Origin of the sequence: Pseudomonas sp. MNR3A (assembly GCF_009650575.1) — a bacterium.
Classification (GTDB): domain Bacteria; phylum Pseudomonadota; class Gammaproteobacteria; order Pseudomonadales; family Pseudomonadaceae; genus Aquipseudomonas; species Aquipseudomonas machongensis.
Window position 1 is genome coordinate 226,031 of sequence record NZ_VZZS01000009.1, and the last position, 14,105, is coordinate 240,135.

The window sequence follows — 14,105 nt, forward strand, 5'->3', positions numbered from 1 at the left end:
GTTTACCTCAGTTTCAGGGTGGCAAGGCCGATCAGCACCAGAATCACGGTGATGATCCAGAATCGGACGATCACCCGCGGCTCGGGCCAACCCTTGAGTTCGAAATGGTGATGGATCGGCGCCATGCGGAACACACGCTTGCCGGTCAACTTGAACGATGCGACCTGGATCACCACCGACAGGGTTTCCACCACGAAGATGCCACCCATGATGAACAGCACGATTTCCTGGCGGACGATCACGGCGATGGTGCCCAGCGCCGCCCCCAGCGCCAGGGCGCCGACGTCACCCATGAAGACCTGTGCCGGGTAGGTGTTGAACCAGAGGAAGCCCAGGCCTGCACCGATCAGCGCACCGCAGAACACGATCAGCTCACCCGAGCCCGGCACATAAGGGATCAGCAGGTACTCGGCGAACTTCACGTTGCCCGACAGGTAGCAGAAGATGCCCAGCGCACCGCCGACCATCACCGTCGGCATGATCGCCAGACCATCGAGGCCGTCGGTCAGGTTGACCGCATTGCTCGAACCGACGATGACGAAGTAGGTCAGCACCACGAAGCCAACGCCCAGGGGGATGGTGAAGTCCTTGAGGAACGGCACGATCAGCGTGGTTTCGACGCTGGTCGGGGCGGTCATGTAGAGGAAGACCGCAGCCCCGAGGCCGAACACCGACTGCCAGAAGTACTTCCAGCGGCTCGGCAGGCCACGCGAGTTCTTCTCGATCACCTTGCGGTAGTCGTCGACCCAGCCGATGGCGCCGAACAGCAGGGTGACGATCAACACCACCCATACATAGCGATTGGTCAGGTCGGCCCAGAGCAGGGTGCTGATGGCGATGGCAGACAGGATCAGCGCACCGCCCATGGTCGGGGTGCCAGACTTGGACAGGTGCGATTGCGGGCCGTCGTTACGCACAGCCTGGCCGATCTGGCGAATCTGCAGGGTACGAATCATCCAGGGCCCCAGCCACAGTGCCAGGGACAACGCCGTCAACACACCCAGGATCCCGCGCAGGGACAGGTACTGGAAGACCGCGAAGCCCTTGTAGAACTGTTGCAGATACTCAGCCAACAGCAGCAGCATTAATGTTTCTCCCCGCTGGCACCACACAATGCAGCCACGACGTTTTCCATCGCAGCGCTGCGCGAGCCCTTGATCAAGATAGTGGTATCGCTGACGCTCTCGGCACGAACGGCGTCGATCAGCTCAGCTTGAGTAGCGAAATGGCGGCCATTGGCGCCGAAGGCCTGGACCGCATGAACCATGTTGGTGCCAGTCGCGTACAAGGCATCGACCTTGCCACGTGCGTAGTCGCCCACCTGCCGGTGGCCTTCCTCGGCCCATTGCCCCAGTTCGCCGATATCCCCGAGCACCAGGACGGTGCGTCCGGAAAAGCCGGCGAGTATATCAATGGCGGCACACATAGAGGTGGGGTTTGCGTTGTAGGTGTCGTCGATCACCCGCGCACCGCTGGGCGCAATCTGTGCCACGGAACGGCCCTTGACTGGCTGCACTGCGGCAAGGCCGGCAGCGATGCCCGGCAGGCTCACACCTACGGCATGGGCGCCAGCCGCAGCGGCCAGCGCATTGGCGACGTTATGCGTACCAAGCAGGTTCAACTGCACCGACGCACTACCGCTCGGACCGTGCAGGGTGAACGAGGGGCAGCCGCGCGCATCGCGACCGATGTCGCTGGCATGGAAGTCGGCCTTCTCGTTGTTCAGGGCAAAGCTCAACACCTGGTGCGCGCCAGCGCGCTTGTGCCAGATGTCAAAGGCCTTGTCGTCCAGGTTGAGCACGGCGATACCGCCCTCCCCCAAACCTTCGAGAATCTCGCCCTTGGCCTCGACGATCTTCTCCGGGCCGCCGAATTCACCCACGTGGGCGGTGCCGGCGTTGTTAAGGATGACGACTTGTGGCTGGGTCAGGCCAACGGTGTAGCGAATCTCGCCGATGCGCGAGGCACCCAGCTCGATCACCGCAGCACTGTGATCGGGCGCGATCTCCAGCAACGTCAGTGGCGCGCCGAGGTCGTTGTTCAGGTTGCCACGGGTGGCATGTACCAGGCCGCGGGTGCGCAGAATGGAGGCCAGCATCTCCTTGACCGTGGTCTTGCCGCTGGAGCCGGTGATGGCGACCACCGGTTTGTCAAAGGCGGCGCGATTGAGCGCGCCCAGCAGGCCAAGCGCCACGCGGCAATCGGCGACCAGCAACTGCGGCAAGTCGACATCGGCGATTTCGCGCTCGACCAACGCAGCCACGGCGCCCTTGGCCTTCACATCGGCAAGGTAGTCGTGGCCATCGAAACGCGGGCCGGTCAGTGCAATGAACAGTTGCCCCGCAGCCACGCTGCGGCTGTCGATGCTGACACCGGTGAAGGTGGCGTCGGCCCCGACCAGACGAGCACTCAGTGCTGCGGTCAGCTGGCTGAGTGTCATGGGCTTAAGCATGTGGAGCCTCCCAGGCTGAAAGCGCCTTCTCGGCTTCGACCAGATCGGAGAAAACAAGGCGCTCGCCATTGATCTCCTGGTAATCCTCGTGCCCCTTGCCGGCCAGCACGATCACATCGTCGGCGGCAGCGGTGGCGATCAGGTGTGCGATGGCTTCGCCGCGACCGGCGACGAACTCGGCGTCGGCAGGCTTGGCGAAACCAGGGCGAATGTCATCGAAGATCCGCAGCGGATCCTCGGTACGCGGGTTGTCGTCGGTGACCAGCACGCGGTCGGCAAGACGCTCGGCCACTTCGGCCATCAGCGGACGCTTGCCGCGATCGCGATCCCCGCCGCAACCGAACAGGCACAGCAGCTTGCCGTGGGCGTGCGGACGCAGGGCTTCGAGCACCTTTTCCAGCGCATCGGGGGTGTGAGCGTAATCGACCACCACCAGCGGTTTGGCTCCCCCGCCCAGGCGCTGCATGCGACCGACAGGCCCTTGCAACTGCGGGATGACTTTCAGGATTTCGTCCAGCGAGTAATCCAGCGCCAGCAGCGTGGCCACGGCAGCGAGCATGTTGCTCAGGTTGAAACGCCCGAGCAGTTGGCTGCGCAGTGTGCGTTCGCCTTGAGCGGTGACCAGGATGGCGCACACGCCATCGTCGTCGAAAAGGGCTTCGCGGCAGAACAGCGAGGCGTCCGGGTTTTCCAGGCTATAGCTGAGCAGCCGGGTCTCGATATGATCGGCACTCGGGCGGCGGGCAAAGTCCTCGGCCAGACGACGACCAAAGGCGTCGTCCAGGTTGACCACCTGCCAGCGCAGGTCCGGCCAGGCGAACAGCTTGGCCTTGGCGGCCTCGTAGGCCTGCATGCTGCCGTGGTAGTCAAGGTGATCGCGCGACAGGTTGGTCATCACCGCGATATCGAAGGCCAGTGCTGCCACGCGCCCCTGCTCCAGGGCATGGGAAGACACTTCCATCGCCACGGCCTCAGCGCCACCCTTCTTCAGGTCGTTGAGCGTGGCTTGCACGGCGATCGGATCTGGCGTGGTCAGGCGGCCGCTCTGCAAGTCCCCGTAGAAACCGGTGCCCAAGGTGCCGATCAGACCGCAGCGCTGGCCCAACTGATCAAGGGCCTGGGCGAGCAGTTGCGTCACGCTGGTCTTGCCGTTGGTGCCGGTCACACCGACCAGATTGAGTTGGCGGCTCGGCTCGCCATAGAAGCGGCCGGCGATGGCCGACAGTTGCGCGATCAGGCCCTTGACCGGAATCAGCGGCACGTCGGTCAGCGGCAACACCGTGGCGCCCTGCTCTTCATAGGCAATGGCGGCGGCACCGCGGGCAAGCGCATCGACGATGTGATCACGACCATCGACCTTGGCACCTGGCACCGCCAGGAACAGATCACCCGGCCGCACCTGGCGGCTGTCGAGCGTCAGCTCGCGAATCAACGGATCGCGGCTGGCATGGGCGAAAAGCTTGCTCAATGGCATCGTCATCAACCACGCCCTCCCTTGGCGGGTACTGCACTGGCCTGCTGCGCGTTCGCGGGCGGCAGGTTATCCGGCGGCACGTTCATCAGCCGCAGGGTGCCGGACATGACCTTGCTGAACACCGGCGCCGAGACCAGGCCACCGAAGTAGCCGCCCTTGCCCGGCTCGTCGATGACCACAACGATGGCGTAGCGCGGGTCGCTCATCGGGCCGAAGCCTGCGAACAGCGAGCGGTAGGCGTTTTCGGTGTAGCCCTTGGAGCCGACCGTGGCCTTGCGCGCCGTACCCGACTTGCCAGCGACGTGGTAGAACGGTACCTGGGCGCGGAACACACCACGCGGCGCTTCGATCACCTGCTGCAACATGCCCTGCACGGTCTTGGCGGTTTCTTGCGGAATGGCTTGCACGGCTTCCGGCGCCTTGTCGACCTTGAGAATCGACAGCGGCACCATCTTGCCGTCGTTGGCCAGCGCGGCGTAGGCGTGAACCAACTGCAGGGCGGTGACCGATACGCCGTATCCATAGGAGAGCGTGGCTGTCTCGGCCTTGCGCCACTCACGATGATTGGGCAGGTTGCCAACACGCTCGCCCGGGAAGCCCAGGCCGGTGTACTGCCCCAGGCCGACCTGCGACATCACCCGATAGATGGCTTCGCCGCCGATATCGAAGGCGATCTTGCTCATGCCGACGTTACTGGAGTTGATCAGGATGCCGGTCAGGTCGAGGATCGGGCCCTCGCTCCTGGACACGTCCTTGATCGTGTAGCGACCGATCTGCAGGCTGCCCGGATACACCTCGACCTTGTCGGTCGGTTTCCAGCGCCCGCTCTGCAGGGCCGCACTCATGGAGATCGGCTTGACCGTGGAGCCGGGCTCGAAGACATCGATGATGGCCCGGTTACGCATGGCTGCCGGGAACATGCTGCGGCGGTTGTTGGGGTTGTACGTTGGCTGGTTGACCATCGCCAGGACCTCGCCGGTCTTGACGTCCATGATCACCAGGCTGCCGGCCTTGGCGTCCTGTTCGGCGATGGCGTTGCGCAGCTCGCGAGTCGCCAGGTACTGCAGGCGCAGATCTATCGACAACGCCAAGGTCTTACCGGCCTTGGCGTTCTTCGTGACTTGAATATCCTTGATCAGGCGACCGCGCCGGTCCTTGATCACTTGTCGCTTGCCAGGCACCCCGGCCAGCCACTCGTCGTAGGCGAGCTCGACACCTTCACGGCCATGGTCATCCAGGTCGGTGAAACCCACCATGTGCGCGGTGACATCACCCGCCGGATAGAAGCGGCGGAACTCTTCGAGGCCGTAGACACCGGGCACTTTAAGGTCGAGCACCTGCTGGCCCTGCTCGGGCGTGAGGCCACGAACCAGGTAGATGAACTCCTTGTTGGCCTGCTGGGTGAGGCGCTCGATCAATTGCTGCGGGTTCTGCCCCAGCACAGCGGCCAGTTGCGGCCAGCGATCCTTGGACGCCTGCATCTCCTTGGGGTTTGCCCACAGCGTGGTGACCGGCGTACTGACAGCCAGAGGCTCACCATTGCGATCGGTGATCAGGCCACGGTGTGCAGGAATCGGAATATGGCGCAGGCTGCGAGCATCACCCTGGCCCTTGAGGAAGTCGCGGTCGACCACCTGCAGGTCGATGATCCGCCAGCTGATGGCGCCGACCATCAACGCCAGCAGGCCAACGACGACCCGGAAGCGCCAGGGGTAGAGTGCACCCTCGAGCTTCATCATGGCGTCACCATCCGCACTTCGTCAGCGTTGGGCACGCGCATCTTCAACTGGCCGGCGGCCAGGCTTTCGATGCGGCTGTGGGCAGTCCAGGTGCTCTGCTCGAGAATCAGGCGCCCCCACTCAGCCTGGGCCTTGTCGCGTTCGCTCAGCTCGTTGTAGAGCGTGTTGAGCAACTGGCGGTTCCAGTGCGCGCTGTAGGAGACAGCGATGGCCGACACCAGCACGCCAACGAACAGCAGAAGCATCAGGAAGCTTCCGCCTGGCAATGGCTTGGCGAACAGGCGACTCACCGCAGCTTCTCCGCCACGCGCATGACGGCGCTGCGCGCACGCGGGTTGGCCTTGAGTTCCGCATCGGAGGCGAACTGCGCCTTGCCGATCAGCTTGATACGAGGTTCGAAGACCTTGTGCTGCACCGGCAGGTTGCGTGGCAGGTTATCCGCCTCGCCCTTGACCAGCTTGCGCATGAACAGTTTGACGATACGGTCTTCCAGCGAGTGGAAGCTGATCACCGCCAAGCGGCCGCCGACTTCCAGCGCCTCGAGCGCGGCGTCGAGGCCGGTTTCCAGGTCACCCAGCTCGTTATTGACGTGAATGCGCAGCCCCTGGAAGGCCCGAGTTGCCGGGTTCTTGCCCTTTTCCCAAGCAGGGTTGGCGACCTTGAGCACTTCGGCCAGGTCGGCAGTACGGGTGAAGGGCTGCTTCTCGCGACGCTCGACCACCGCACGCGCCATGCGGCCGGCAAAACGCTCCTCGCCGTACTCCTTGAACACGCGGGCTATTTCTTCGACGGGGGCGGTCGCGATGAACTCGGCCGCGCTGATGCCCTGGCCCGGATTCATGCGCATGTCCAGCGGGCCATCGTTGAGGAAACTGAAGCCGCGCTCGGGATCGTCCAGCTGCGGCGAGGAGACACCCAGGTCGAGCAGGATACCGCTGACCTTGCCGTCCAGCGCGCGCGCGCGCACTTCATCACCGAGCTCGGCGAAGCTCCGCTGCACAATGACAAAGCGGCCGTCTTCGGCCGCCAGCGCTTGCCCCGTGGCAATCGCCTGTGGATCCTTGTCGAAGCCCAGCAGCCGCCCTTGCGGCCCGAGCTTGCTGAGAATGAGACGACTGTGCCCACCGCGACCGAAGGTCCCGTCCAGATAGCAACCGTCGGCGCGCAGGGCCAATGCCTCGACAGCTTCGTCGAGCAATACGGTGATGTGGTTGAAGCCGCTATCTATCGTCACAGGATCAGGTCACGCAGTTCATCGGGCATGGCGCCCGGTTGTTGAATAGCTGCGAGGTCGGCTGCCGAAACCGCGTTCCAGGCATCCTCATCCCACAGCTGGAATTTGTTCAGTTGCCCCACCAGCATCGCCTTCTTGTCGAGCTTGGCGTACTCACGCAAACGGGGCGGCACCAGGAAACGACCACTGCCATCGAGCTCCAGGTCCACCGCATTACCGATCAGCAAACGCTGCAGGCGACGGTTTTCCTCACGCAGCGACGGCAAGGCACGCAACTTGGCTTCTATCTGCTCCCACTCATTGAGGGGATAAACACACAAGCAGGGATCAACAGCGTCGATGGTCACGATAAGTTGACCATTGCAACGCGAATCGAGCTCGTCACGGTACCGGCTCGGCATGGCGAGACGGCCCTTTGCATCGAGGCTGACGGCGTTAGCTCCGCGGAACACGGCTGCGATTCCCCACAATGTTAACTTTTTTGTGCCAGAAAACCCACTTCATCCCACTTTCTGCCACTTGCGCACACTATAGGAATCCGTCCGCCACACCGTCAAGGCGCGTTCATAAGGAAAACCCTTACAGGACCGAGATTTAGCGCAACAAAGGAAGGCGGAAGGACTACCGGGAGAAAAAACTGGCGGGAAAAATCAAGCGCACTCAAACGGATAGAGTGTGAAGTTAAAGTGAATTATCAAGAGTAAGAACTTTTCGGCATTACCAGGAGGGATCTGCTATCGATTCAAGCAGGGAAAGAAGAGGTGGAGAGTCGATCTGTAAGCCGGGTTTTGTCGAGGACAGTCATTCCTCTACGACGGCCATCACTGGACGCCTCTAGCAACCTACCCGGTTCCGACGCGGGCCACGCCATAAGGAACCCTATTTGGTCTTGCTCCGAGTGGGGTTTACCTAGCCACGAACTGTTGCCAGTCGCGCGGTGCGCTCTTACCGCACCTTTTCACCCTTACCGGCACCGAAGTGCTTAGGCGGTTGTTTTCTGTGGCACTTTCCGTAGGCTCGCGCCTCCCAGGCGTTACCTGGCACTCTGCCCTGCGGAGCCCGGACTTTCCTCCCCCTGCTTTTGCGGAACAAATGCAGGCAGCGACTGTCCGATCGACTCTCCGCCGGTAAGGGTAACGGCAGGCGCGAGCAAGAACAAGCAATACCGCAAATAATATCATTACGCCGCTAGTGGTTTTTCTGTTTATCCAGCGCCGCTTGATAAAGAAGATTCTTACGCACGCCAGTAATTTCCGCCGCCAATGCCGCCGCCCGCTTGAGCGGCAATTCTGCCAGCAACAGGTCCAGCACACGCATGGCGTCGCTGCTGATCGCCTGATCGTCTTGCGGCGCACTCCAGCCCGCGACCAGCACCACGCATTCCCCACGCTGCTGATTGGTATCCGCTGCGACAAAGGCGCGCAACTCGGCCAACGGCAACCCCTTGAGCGTCTCGAACGTCTTGGTCAGCTCTCGCGCCAGAACGGCCGGGCGCTCACCCCCGAATACCGCCTCCATGTCCTCCAGGCATTCGAGGATGCGATGCGGCGCCTCATAGAAGATCAAGGTCCGGGGCTCCTCCTTGACCTGCTCCAGTCGCGCATGGCGCCCGACAGCCTTTGCCGGCAGGAATCCCTCGAAGATGAAGCGATCAGAGGGCAGCCCTGCTGCCGACAGCGCAGCGATCAGCGCACACGCCCCTGGCACCGGCACCACCCTCACCCCGGCAGCCCGCGCCTGGCGCACCAGGTGATAGCCCGGATCGGAAATCAGCGGTGTGCCGGCGTCGGACACCAGCGCCACATCGTCCCCCGCCAGCAAGCGCGTGATGAAGCGACTGCCTTCGTCGCGCTCGTTGTGCTCATGACAGGCCGCCAGCGGCGTCTCGATGCCGAAGTGCTGAAGCAGGCGCACAGAATGGCGGGTATCCTCGGCCGCGATCAGCGCCACGCCGGCCAGCACCTTGAGTGCCCGGGCGCTCATGTCGTCGAGGTTGCCGATGGGCGTCGCAACGACGTAAAGCGTACCCGCTATGGATTTTGGAACCCCTGCAACATCAGTCACTGCACACACCTGCCTTGCCGATCAAAGGCGCCATTGTAGCCCGAGCGCCCGCAACAAGGCGCAAAGAACTTGGCCGCCATCCCCTGACATGCGACCTATAGTGAAGGATCAGCGTCAGCAAGATCGCGCCCCGGCCAGCGCTTGGGTACAATTGCCGGCCAACTTGATCGAGTAACAGGACCCTTACATGATCGCTTGCCTGCGGCTGCTCACAGCCCTCTGTCTCGCTGCCCTGCTGGCAGCCTGCGCCAGCTCGCCCTCATCCAGCCTGGGCGAACTGCCACGCACCCCGGACGCCAGCATCGAGCAACTGCTCGAGAAGGCGGCTTCCAGCAAGTCCGTCGAAGACGCCGCGCTGCTGCGCCTGAGCGCCGCCGACATGGCCTACCGGCAGAAGGACTTCCCACGCGCCGCACGCATCCTCGAGCAGGTTCCACTGGACACGCTCAAACCCGCGCAACAGGTGTTCGCCAGCACCCTGGCCGCCGAACTGGCGATGAGCCGCAACCAGCCCAAAGCCGCCCTCGGCGCACTGTCGCACCCAAGCCTGCAACGTGTCGGCGAGCTGCCCGAAGAGCTGCAGGTACGCACCTATAGCGTGCATGCTGCAGCCCTCGAAGCCGACGGCCAGGCACTCCCTGCTGCCCAGCAGCGCGTCTTGCTCGCCCCACTGCTCAGCGGCCCGGCCGCAGCCAAGAACAACGATGCCATCTGGTCGCTGGTAGCCTCGCTGCCCGCCGACCAATTGCAGCAACCGACCAGCAATCCGACCCTCGCCGGCTGGACCAGCCTGGCCCTGGCGGTCAAGAGCGCCGGCACCCTGGAACAGCAGCAGGCCGCCATCGATAACTGGCGCCAGCAACATGCCGATCATCCGGCCGCCAAGCAGTTGCCTGACGCACTGGTCAAACTCAAGCAACTGGCCAGCCAGCCACTGACCAAGATCGCCCTGCTGCTGCCACAGGAAGGCCCGCTGGCCGGTGTAGCCCGTGCACTGCGCGACGGCTTCATGGCAGCCCACTTCCAGGCCCAGCAATCCGGCCAGCCAGCGCCGGCGGTTCAGGTTTTCGACAGCTCGCGCCTCACCTCGCTGGATGACTTCTATCGCCAGGCCCAGGCGGCCGGCGTACAGCTGGTGATCGGTCCGCTCGAAAAACCACTGGTGAAAAAACTCGCCGACTACCCGCAACTGCCCATCACCACCCTGGCGCTGAACTACGCCGAGGCCGGGCAGAAATCGCCACCACAACTGTTCCAGTTCGGCCTCGCCGCCGAGGACGAAGCCCGCGAAGTCTCTCGCCGTGCCCGCGCAGACGGCCTGGTCCGCGCCGTGGCCCTGGTGCCGAGCGGCGAATGGGGCGACCGCGTGCTCGCAGCTTTCCGTCAGGACTGGGAAGGCAACGGCGGCACCCTGCTCGCTGCCGAGCGCATCGCCCAGCCGGTGGCCCTGGCTCAACAGATCGCCGATCTGTTCCAGCTGCGCCAGAGCGAAGGTCGCGCCAAGAGCCTGCAGAGTGCCGTGAGTGGCAATGTCGCCGCACAACCGTCGCGTCGCCAGGACATCGATTTCATCTTCCTCGCTGCCACCCCGCAGCAGGCCCAACAGATCAAGCCGACCCTCAACTTCCAGTACGCGGGTGACGTGCCGGTCTATGCGACCTCCAACCTCTACAGCGCCAGTGGAGACGTGAACCAGTACAACGACATGAACGGCATTCGCTTCTGCGAAACCCCATGGCTGCTGGACAACACCAACAGCCTGCGCCAGCAGGTGGTCCAGCAGTGGCCGCAGGCTGCCGGCAGCCTGGGTCGCCTGTACGCCATGGGGGTCGATGCCTATAGCCTGGCGCCACGCCTCGGCCAGCTCAAGGCGCTGCCTGACAACCGCGTCGAGGGCCTGTCCGGCAGCCTGAGCATCAACGCCAACCAGCGTATCGAGCGCCAACTGCCCTGGGCCGAGTTCTCCGGCGGCCAGGTCAAGCGCCTGCCGGACACGGCTCGCTGATGCCCGACGCCTCGCCTACCAGCGCCGGGCTCGCGGCAGAAAACCAAGCCCTCGATTATCTTCGAGGGCAAGGCCTGCAGCTGCTGACGCGCAATTGGCGATGCAAGGGAGGCGAGCTTGATCTGGTCATGCTCGACGCCGATACAGTAGTATTCGTCGAAGTCCGCTACCGCTTGCACGTGGACTTCGGCGGCGCCGTCGGAAGTATCGACGGGCGCAAGCAGAAACGTCTGGCGCTTGCCGCCAACATGTTCCTGCTGAAGGAGCCCCGCTGGGCCGATCACCCCTGCCGCTTCGACGTAGTCGCCCTGCAGGGCAGCCACCATGCAGGTCGGCCGCTTCAATGGCTGAAAAACGCCTTCGAATGCTGAACCCATTCCGATTTCTTTGCTCTATGTTTCGCGGGCTGGCCCCTGTCGCGCGTCGCGCAGGCCTCCGCCGCACTTAAGGTCACACCAGATGGACATGCAATCCCGAATTCGCCGGCTGTTCCAGGCCAGCATCGATACCAAGCAACAGGCAATGGACATCCTGGCACCGCACATCGAGCAGGCCAGCCTGGTCATGGTCAACGCGCTGCTCAACGAGGGCAAGATGCTCGCCTGCGGCAACGGCGGCTCGGCGGGTGACGCCCAGCATTTTTCCTCGGAACTGCTCAACCGCTTCGAGCGCGAGCGTCCGAGCCTGCCGGCCATCGCCCTGACCACCGACAGCTCGACCATCACCTCGATCGCCAACGACTACAGCTACAACGAAGTCTTCTCCAAGCAGATCCGCGCCCTGGGCCAACCAGGCGATGTACTGCTGGCGATCTCCACCAGCGGCAACTCGGCCAATGTGATTCAGGCGATCCAGGCCGCACATGATCGTGAAATGATTGTCGTAGCATTGACCGGACGTGACGGCGGCGGTATGGCTTCGCTGCTACTGCCCGAGGATGTGGAGATCCGCGTCCCCTCCACGGTCACTGCGCGCATCCAGGAAGTCCACCTGCTGGCGATCCATTGCCTGTGCGATCTGATCGACAGCCAACTGTTCGGGAGTGAAGAATGATCCCCAAGCGCCTCGGCCTCATGGCCCTGACCCTGTGCCTCGGTATTTCCGGCTGCAGCTCGGTATTGACCTCGACCCGCAACTCGCCGATCGAGGATGACCGCGGTACACGCACCATTGGTAGCAAGATCGACGATTCGCTGATCGAAACCAAGGTTTCGGTCAACGTGGCCAAGGCAAGCCCAGACCTGGACAAGGGCTCGCACATCGTCGTCAGCAGCTACAACGGCATCGTCCTGCTCGCCGGCCAGACCCCGCGCGCCGACCTGAAGAGCCTCGCCGAGCAGACCGCCGGCCAGGTACAACGGGTCAAGAAGGTGCATAACGAACTGCAGGTGATGCAGCCCTCGTCGATCCTGGCACGCAACAACGACACCTGGCTGACCACCAAGATCAAGACCCAGATGATCGGTGACGCCAACGTGCCCAGCTCGCGCATCAAGGTGATCACCGAGAACGGCATCGTCTACTTGCTCGGCCTGGTCACCCAGCAGGAAGCCAACGCCGCCACCAACGTGGTTCAAGGTGTGTCTGGCGTACAGAAGATCGTCAAGCTGTTCGAGTACATCGATTGATATCCAGGGCCACGGCGCGCGATGAATGCGCGCTGTGGCCCATCGCACCAGGTATTGCCGCAAACAACCCAGGAAAGCCCATGAAGAAGTCCCTGCTGTCCCTTCTCGCCATCACAGCCTTCGCCACCTTGGCCGGCTGCTCCACCCCGAGCACGATCACCCTCAACGACGGCCGCGAGCTGCAGACGCTCGACACGCCAAAGTTCGACAAAGATTCGGGCTTCTACGAATTCAAGCAGCTGGACGGCAAGCCGACCCGCATCAACAAGGACCAGGTCCGCACGATCAAGGACCTGTAATCCGAACTTGAATAAAAAAGGCGATCCGGATGGATCGCCTTTTTTATTACTTGACCACTTTCAAGCTCGGCCGCCCAGTGGGTCGCGGCGGCTGGCCACCCCCCTCCGGCGGGCCATCATCATCAGGCTCAACGCCTTCGTCACCGAGCTCTTCGCCATCCATCAACGGCGGCTCCAGCTCGAACACCATGCCCTGGCCATTCTCTCGAGCATAGAGACCCAGGATCGCGCCTGCCGGCACATAGAGCGAATGGGCCACGCCACTGAACCGCCCCTCGAAGCTCACCGCGTCGTTGTCCATGTGCAGGTTACGCACGGCGCTGGGCGAGATGTTCAAGACGATCTGGCCATCGCTGGCAAATCCCTGGGGCACCTGGACCGCCGGATACTCGGCATTGACCAGCATATGGGGGGTGCAATCGTTGTCGACGATCCACTCGTACAGTGCTCTAACCAGATAGGGGCGACTGGAGTTCATCAACGGCTCCTTAAAGCTTGCGCATTTCACGTTCAGCAGCGGACAGGCTCGCCTGGAAAGGCTCGCGGGCGAACTGTCGCTCCATATAATCCAGCAGCGGCTTGGCTTGCCGCGGCAGTTCGATACCCAGGACCGGCAATCGCCAGAGTATGGGCAGTAGACAACAATCGACCAGGCTTTGCTCCTCGCTCATGAAGCAGGGAAACTCGCCGAACAGCGCCGAGACACCCGTCAGACTCTCGCGCAGCGTCTTGCGCGCCTCGCCACGCGCAGCCTCGGCGGCACGCGGATCGAGAATGACATCAGCCAGTGCACACCAGTCACGCTGGATACGGTGCATCAGCAGGCGGCTGTTGCCGCGCGCCACCGGGTATACCGGCATCAGCGGCGGATGAGGATAACGCTCCTCGAGGTATTCCATCACCACGGTCGATTCGTACAACGCCAGGTCGCGGTCGACCAGGGTTGGCACGCTGCCATAGGGGTTCACTTCGATCAGTTTGGGCGGCAGACGATCGGCGATGACGTCGATGATCTGCACACTGACGCCCTTCTCGGCGAGAACAAGGCGTACCCGATGAGAATAATGGTCAGCGGGGTCGGAATAGCAGGCTAACCTGTTGGTCGCGCCCATGTAGCTCCTCCTCGCATGGGGATGCTTGTGAAACTGCAAATGCAAACGCGCCCTGGGAGGCTCCTCGCGATTGCGCAGGAGCGCCCCAGGGCGCGTTC

General features: G+C 63.0%; 15 protein-coding genes and 1 other RNA gene. 5 read left to right on the forward strand and 11 right to left on the reverse strand.

All coding sequences use genetic code 11. From position 1 onward, the window contains the following. Positions 1–2: 2 nt before the first annotated feature. The 9 genes from mraY to rsmI all read right to left on the reverse strand — a co-directional run bounded on the left by mraY (position 3) and on the right by rsmI (position 8,963). Complete coding sequence (mraY, locus tag F6X62_RS08170; protein WP_054894005.1) at positions 3–1,085, reverse strand: phospho-N-acetylmuramoyl-pentapeptide-transferase; 1,083 nt, start codon at positions 1,083–1,085, stop codon at positions 3–5. After that, a complete protein-coding gene (gene murF, locus F6X62_RS08175) occupies positions 1,085–2,452 on the reverse strand; it encodes a UDP-N-acetylmuramoyl-tripeptide--D-alanyl-D-alanine ligase (protein ID WP_153773188.1) in 1,368 nt (455 codons plus the stop codon). The genes mraY and murF overlap by 1 nt, the downstream gene beginning before the upstream one ends. Then, on the reverse strand, positions 2,445–3,932 hold the full coding sequence (locus F6X62_RS08180) for a UDP-N-acetylmuramoyl-L-alanyl-D-glutamate--2,6-diaminopimelate ligase (protein ID WP_153773189.1): 1,488 nt from the start codon (positions 3,930–3,932) through the stop codon (positions 2,445–2,447). Before F6X62_RS08180 ends, murF begins: the two co-directional genes overlap by 8 nt. Further along, positions 3,932–5,662, reverse strand: coding sequence for a penicillin-binding protein 2 (locus F6X62_RS08185; RefSeq protein ID WP_162714455.1), 1,731 nt, complete (start codon positions 5,660–5,662; stop codon positions 3,932–3,934). The genes F6X62_RS08180 and F6X62_RS08185 overlap by 1 nt, the downstream gene beginning before the upstream one ends. Beyond that, positions 5,662–5,955: a cell division protein FtsL gene (ftsL, locus tag F6X62_RS08190; RefSeq protein ID WP_063546012.1), complete on the reverse strand. Its 294-nt coding sequence runs from the start codon at positions 5,953–5,955 to the stop codon at positions 5,662–5,664. The genes F6X62_RS08185 and ftsL overlap by 1 nt, the downstream gene beginning before the upstream one ends. Beyond that, a complete protein-coding gene (rsmH, locus tag F6X62_RS08195) occupies positions 5,952–6,899 on the reverse strand; it encodes a 16S rRNA (cytosine(1402)-N(4))-methyltransferase RsmH (protein WP_153773190.1) in 948 nt (315 codons plus the stop codon). The genes ftsL and rsmH overlap by 4 nt, the downstream gene beginning before the upstream one ends. Beyond that, on the reverse strand, positions 6,896–7,351 hold the full coding sequence (gene mraZ, locus F6X62_RS08200; RefSeq protein WP_153773191.1) for a division/cell wall cluster transcriptional repressor MraZ: 456 nt from the start codon (positions 7,349–7,351) through the stop codon (positions 6,896–6,898). The genes rsmH and mraZ overlap by 4 nt, the downstream gene beginning before the upstream one ends. Positions 7,352–7,660: 309 nt before the next feature. Next, positions 7,661–8,020: RNase P RNA component class A (rnpB, locus tag F6X62_RS08205), an RNA gene on the reverse strand. Positions 8,021–8,087: 67 nt separating this feature from the next. After that, a complete protein-coding gene (rsmI, locus tag F6X62_RS08210) occupies positions 8,088–8,963 on the reverse strand; it encodes a 16S rRNA (cytidine(1402)-2'-O)-methyltransferase (protein WP_153773192.1) in 876 nt (291 codons plus the stop codon). A 187-nt stretch (positions 8,964–9,150) separates the two neighbouring features. Here rsmI and F6X62_RS08215 point away from each other — a divergent pair, with 187 nt between their 5' ends. The 5 genes from F6X62_RS08215 to F6X62_RS08235 all read left to right on the forward strand — a co-directional run bounded on the left by F6X62_RS08215 (position 9,151) and on the right by F6X62_RS08235 (position 12,895). Continuing rightward, complete coding sequence (locus F6X62_RS08215) at positions 9,151–10,968, forward strand: penicillin-binding protein activator (protein ID WP_153773193.1); 1,818 nt, start codon at positions 9,151–9,153, stop codon at positions 10,966–10,968. Further along, the gene (locus F6X62_RS08220) at positions 10,968–11,339 is read left to right on the forward strand and encodes a YraN family protein (RefSeq protein WP_054893998.1); all 372 of its coding nucleotides are present in this window, start codon (positions 10,968–10,970) and stop codon (positions 11,337–11,339) included. Before F6X62_RS08215 ends, F6X62_RS08220 begins: the two co-directional genes overlap by 1 nt. Positions 11,340–11,427: 88 nt before the next feature. After that, positions 11,428–12,021 carry a phosphoheptose isomerase gene (locus F6X62_RS08225; RefSeq protein WP_054893997.1) on the forward strand — a complete coding sequence of 198 codons (594 nt, stop codon included), beginning with the start codon at positions 11,428–11,430 and terminating at the stop codon, positions 12,019–12,021. Further along, a complete protein-coding gene (locus tag F6X62_RS08230; RefSeq protein ID WP_063546017.1) occupies positions 12,018–12,596 on the forward strand; it encodes a BON domain-containing protein in 579 nt (192 codons plus the stop codon). The genes F6X62_RS08225 and F6X62_RS08230 overlap by 4 nt, the downstream gene beginning before the upstream one ends. A gap of 80 nt (positions 12,597–12,676) precedes the next feature. Further along, positions 12,677–12,895 carry a YgdI/YgdR family lipoprotein gene (locus tag F6X62_RS08235; RefSeq protein ID WP_063546018.1) on the forward strand — a complete coding sequence of 73 codons (219 nt, stop codon included), beginning with the start codon at positions 12,677–12,679 and terminating at the stop codon, positions 12,893–12,895. Between the two features lie 46 nt (positions 12,896–12,941). Here F6X62_RS08235 and F6X62_RS08240 read toward each other — a convergent pair whose 3' ends face one another. Next, positions 12,942–13,373 carry a ClpXP protease specificity-enhancing factor gene (locus tag F6X62_RS08240; RefSeq protein ID WP_153773194.1) on the reverse strand — a complete coding sequence of 144 codons (432 nt, stop codon included), beginning with the start codon at positions 13,371–13,373 and terminating at the stop codon, positions 12,942–12,944. A 10-nt stretch (positions 13,374–13,383) separates the two neighbouring features. Then, complete coding sequence (locus tag F6X62_RS08245; RefSeq protein WP_153773195.1) at positions 13,384–14,007, reverse strand: glutathione S-transferase N-terminal domain-containing protein; 624 nt, start codon at positions 14,005–14,007, stop codon at positions 13,384–13,386. Positions 14,008–14,105 lie beyond the last annotated feature (98 nt).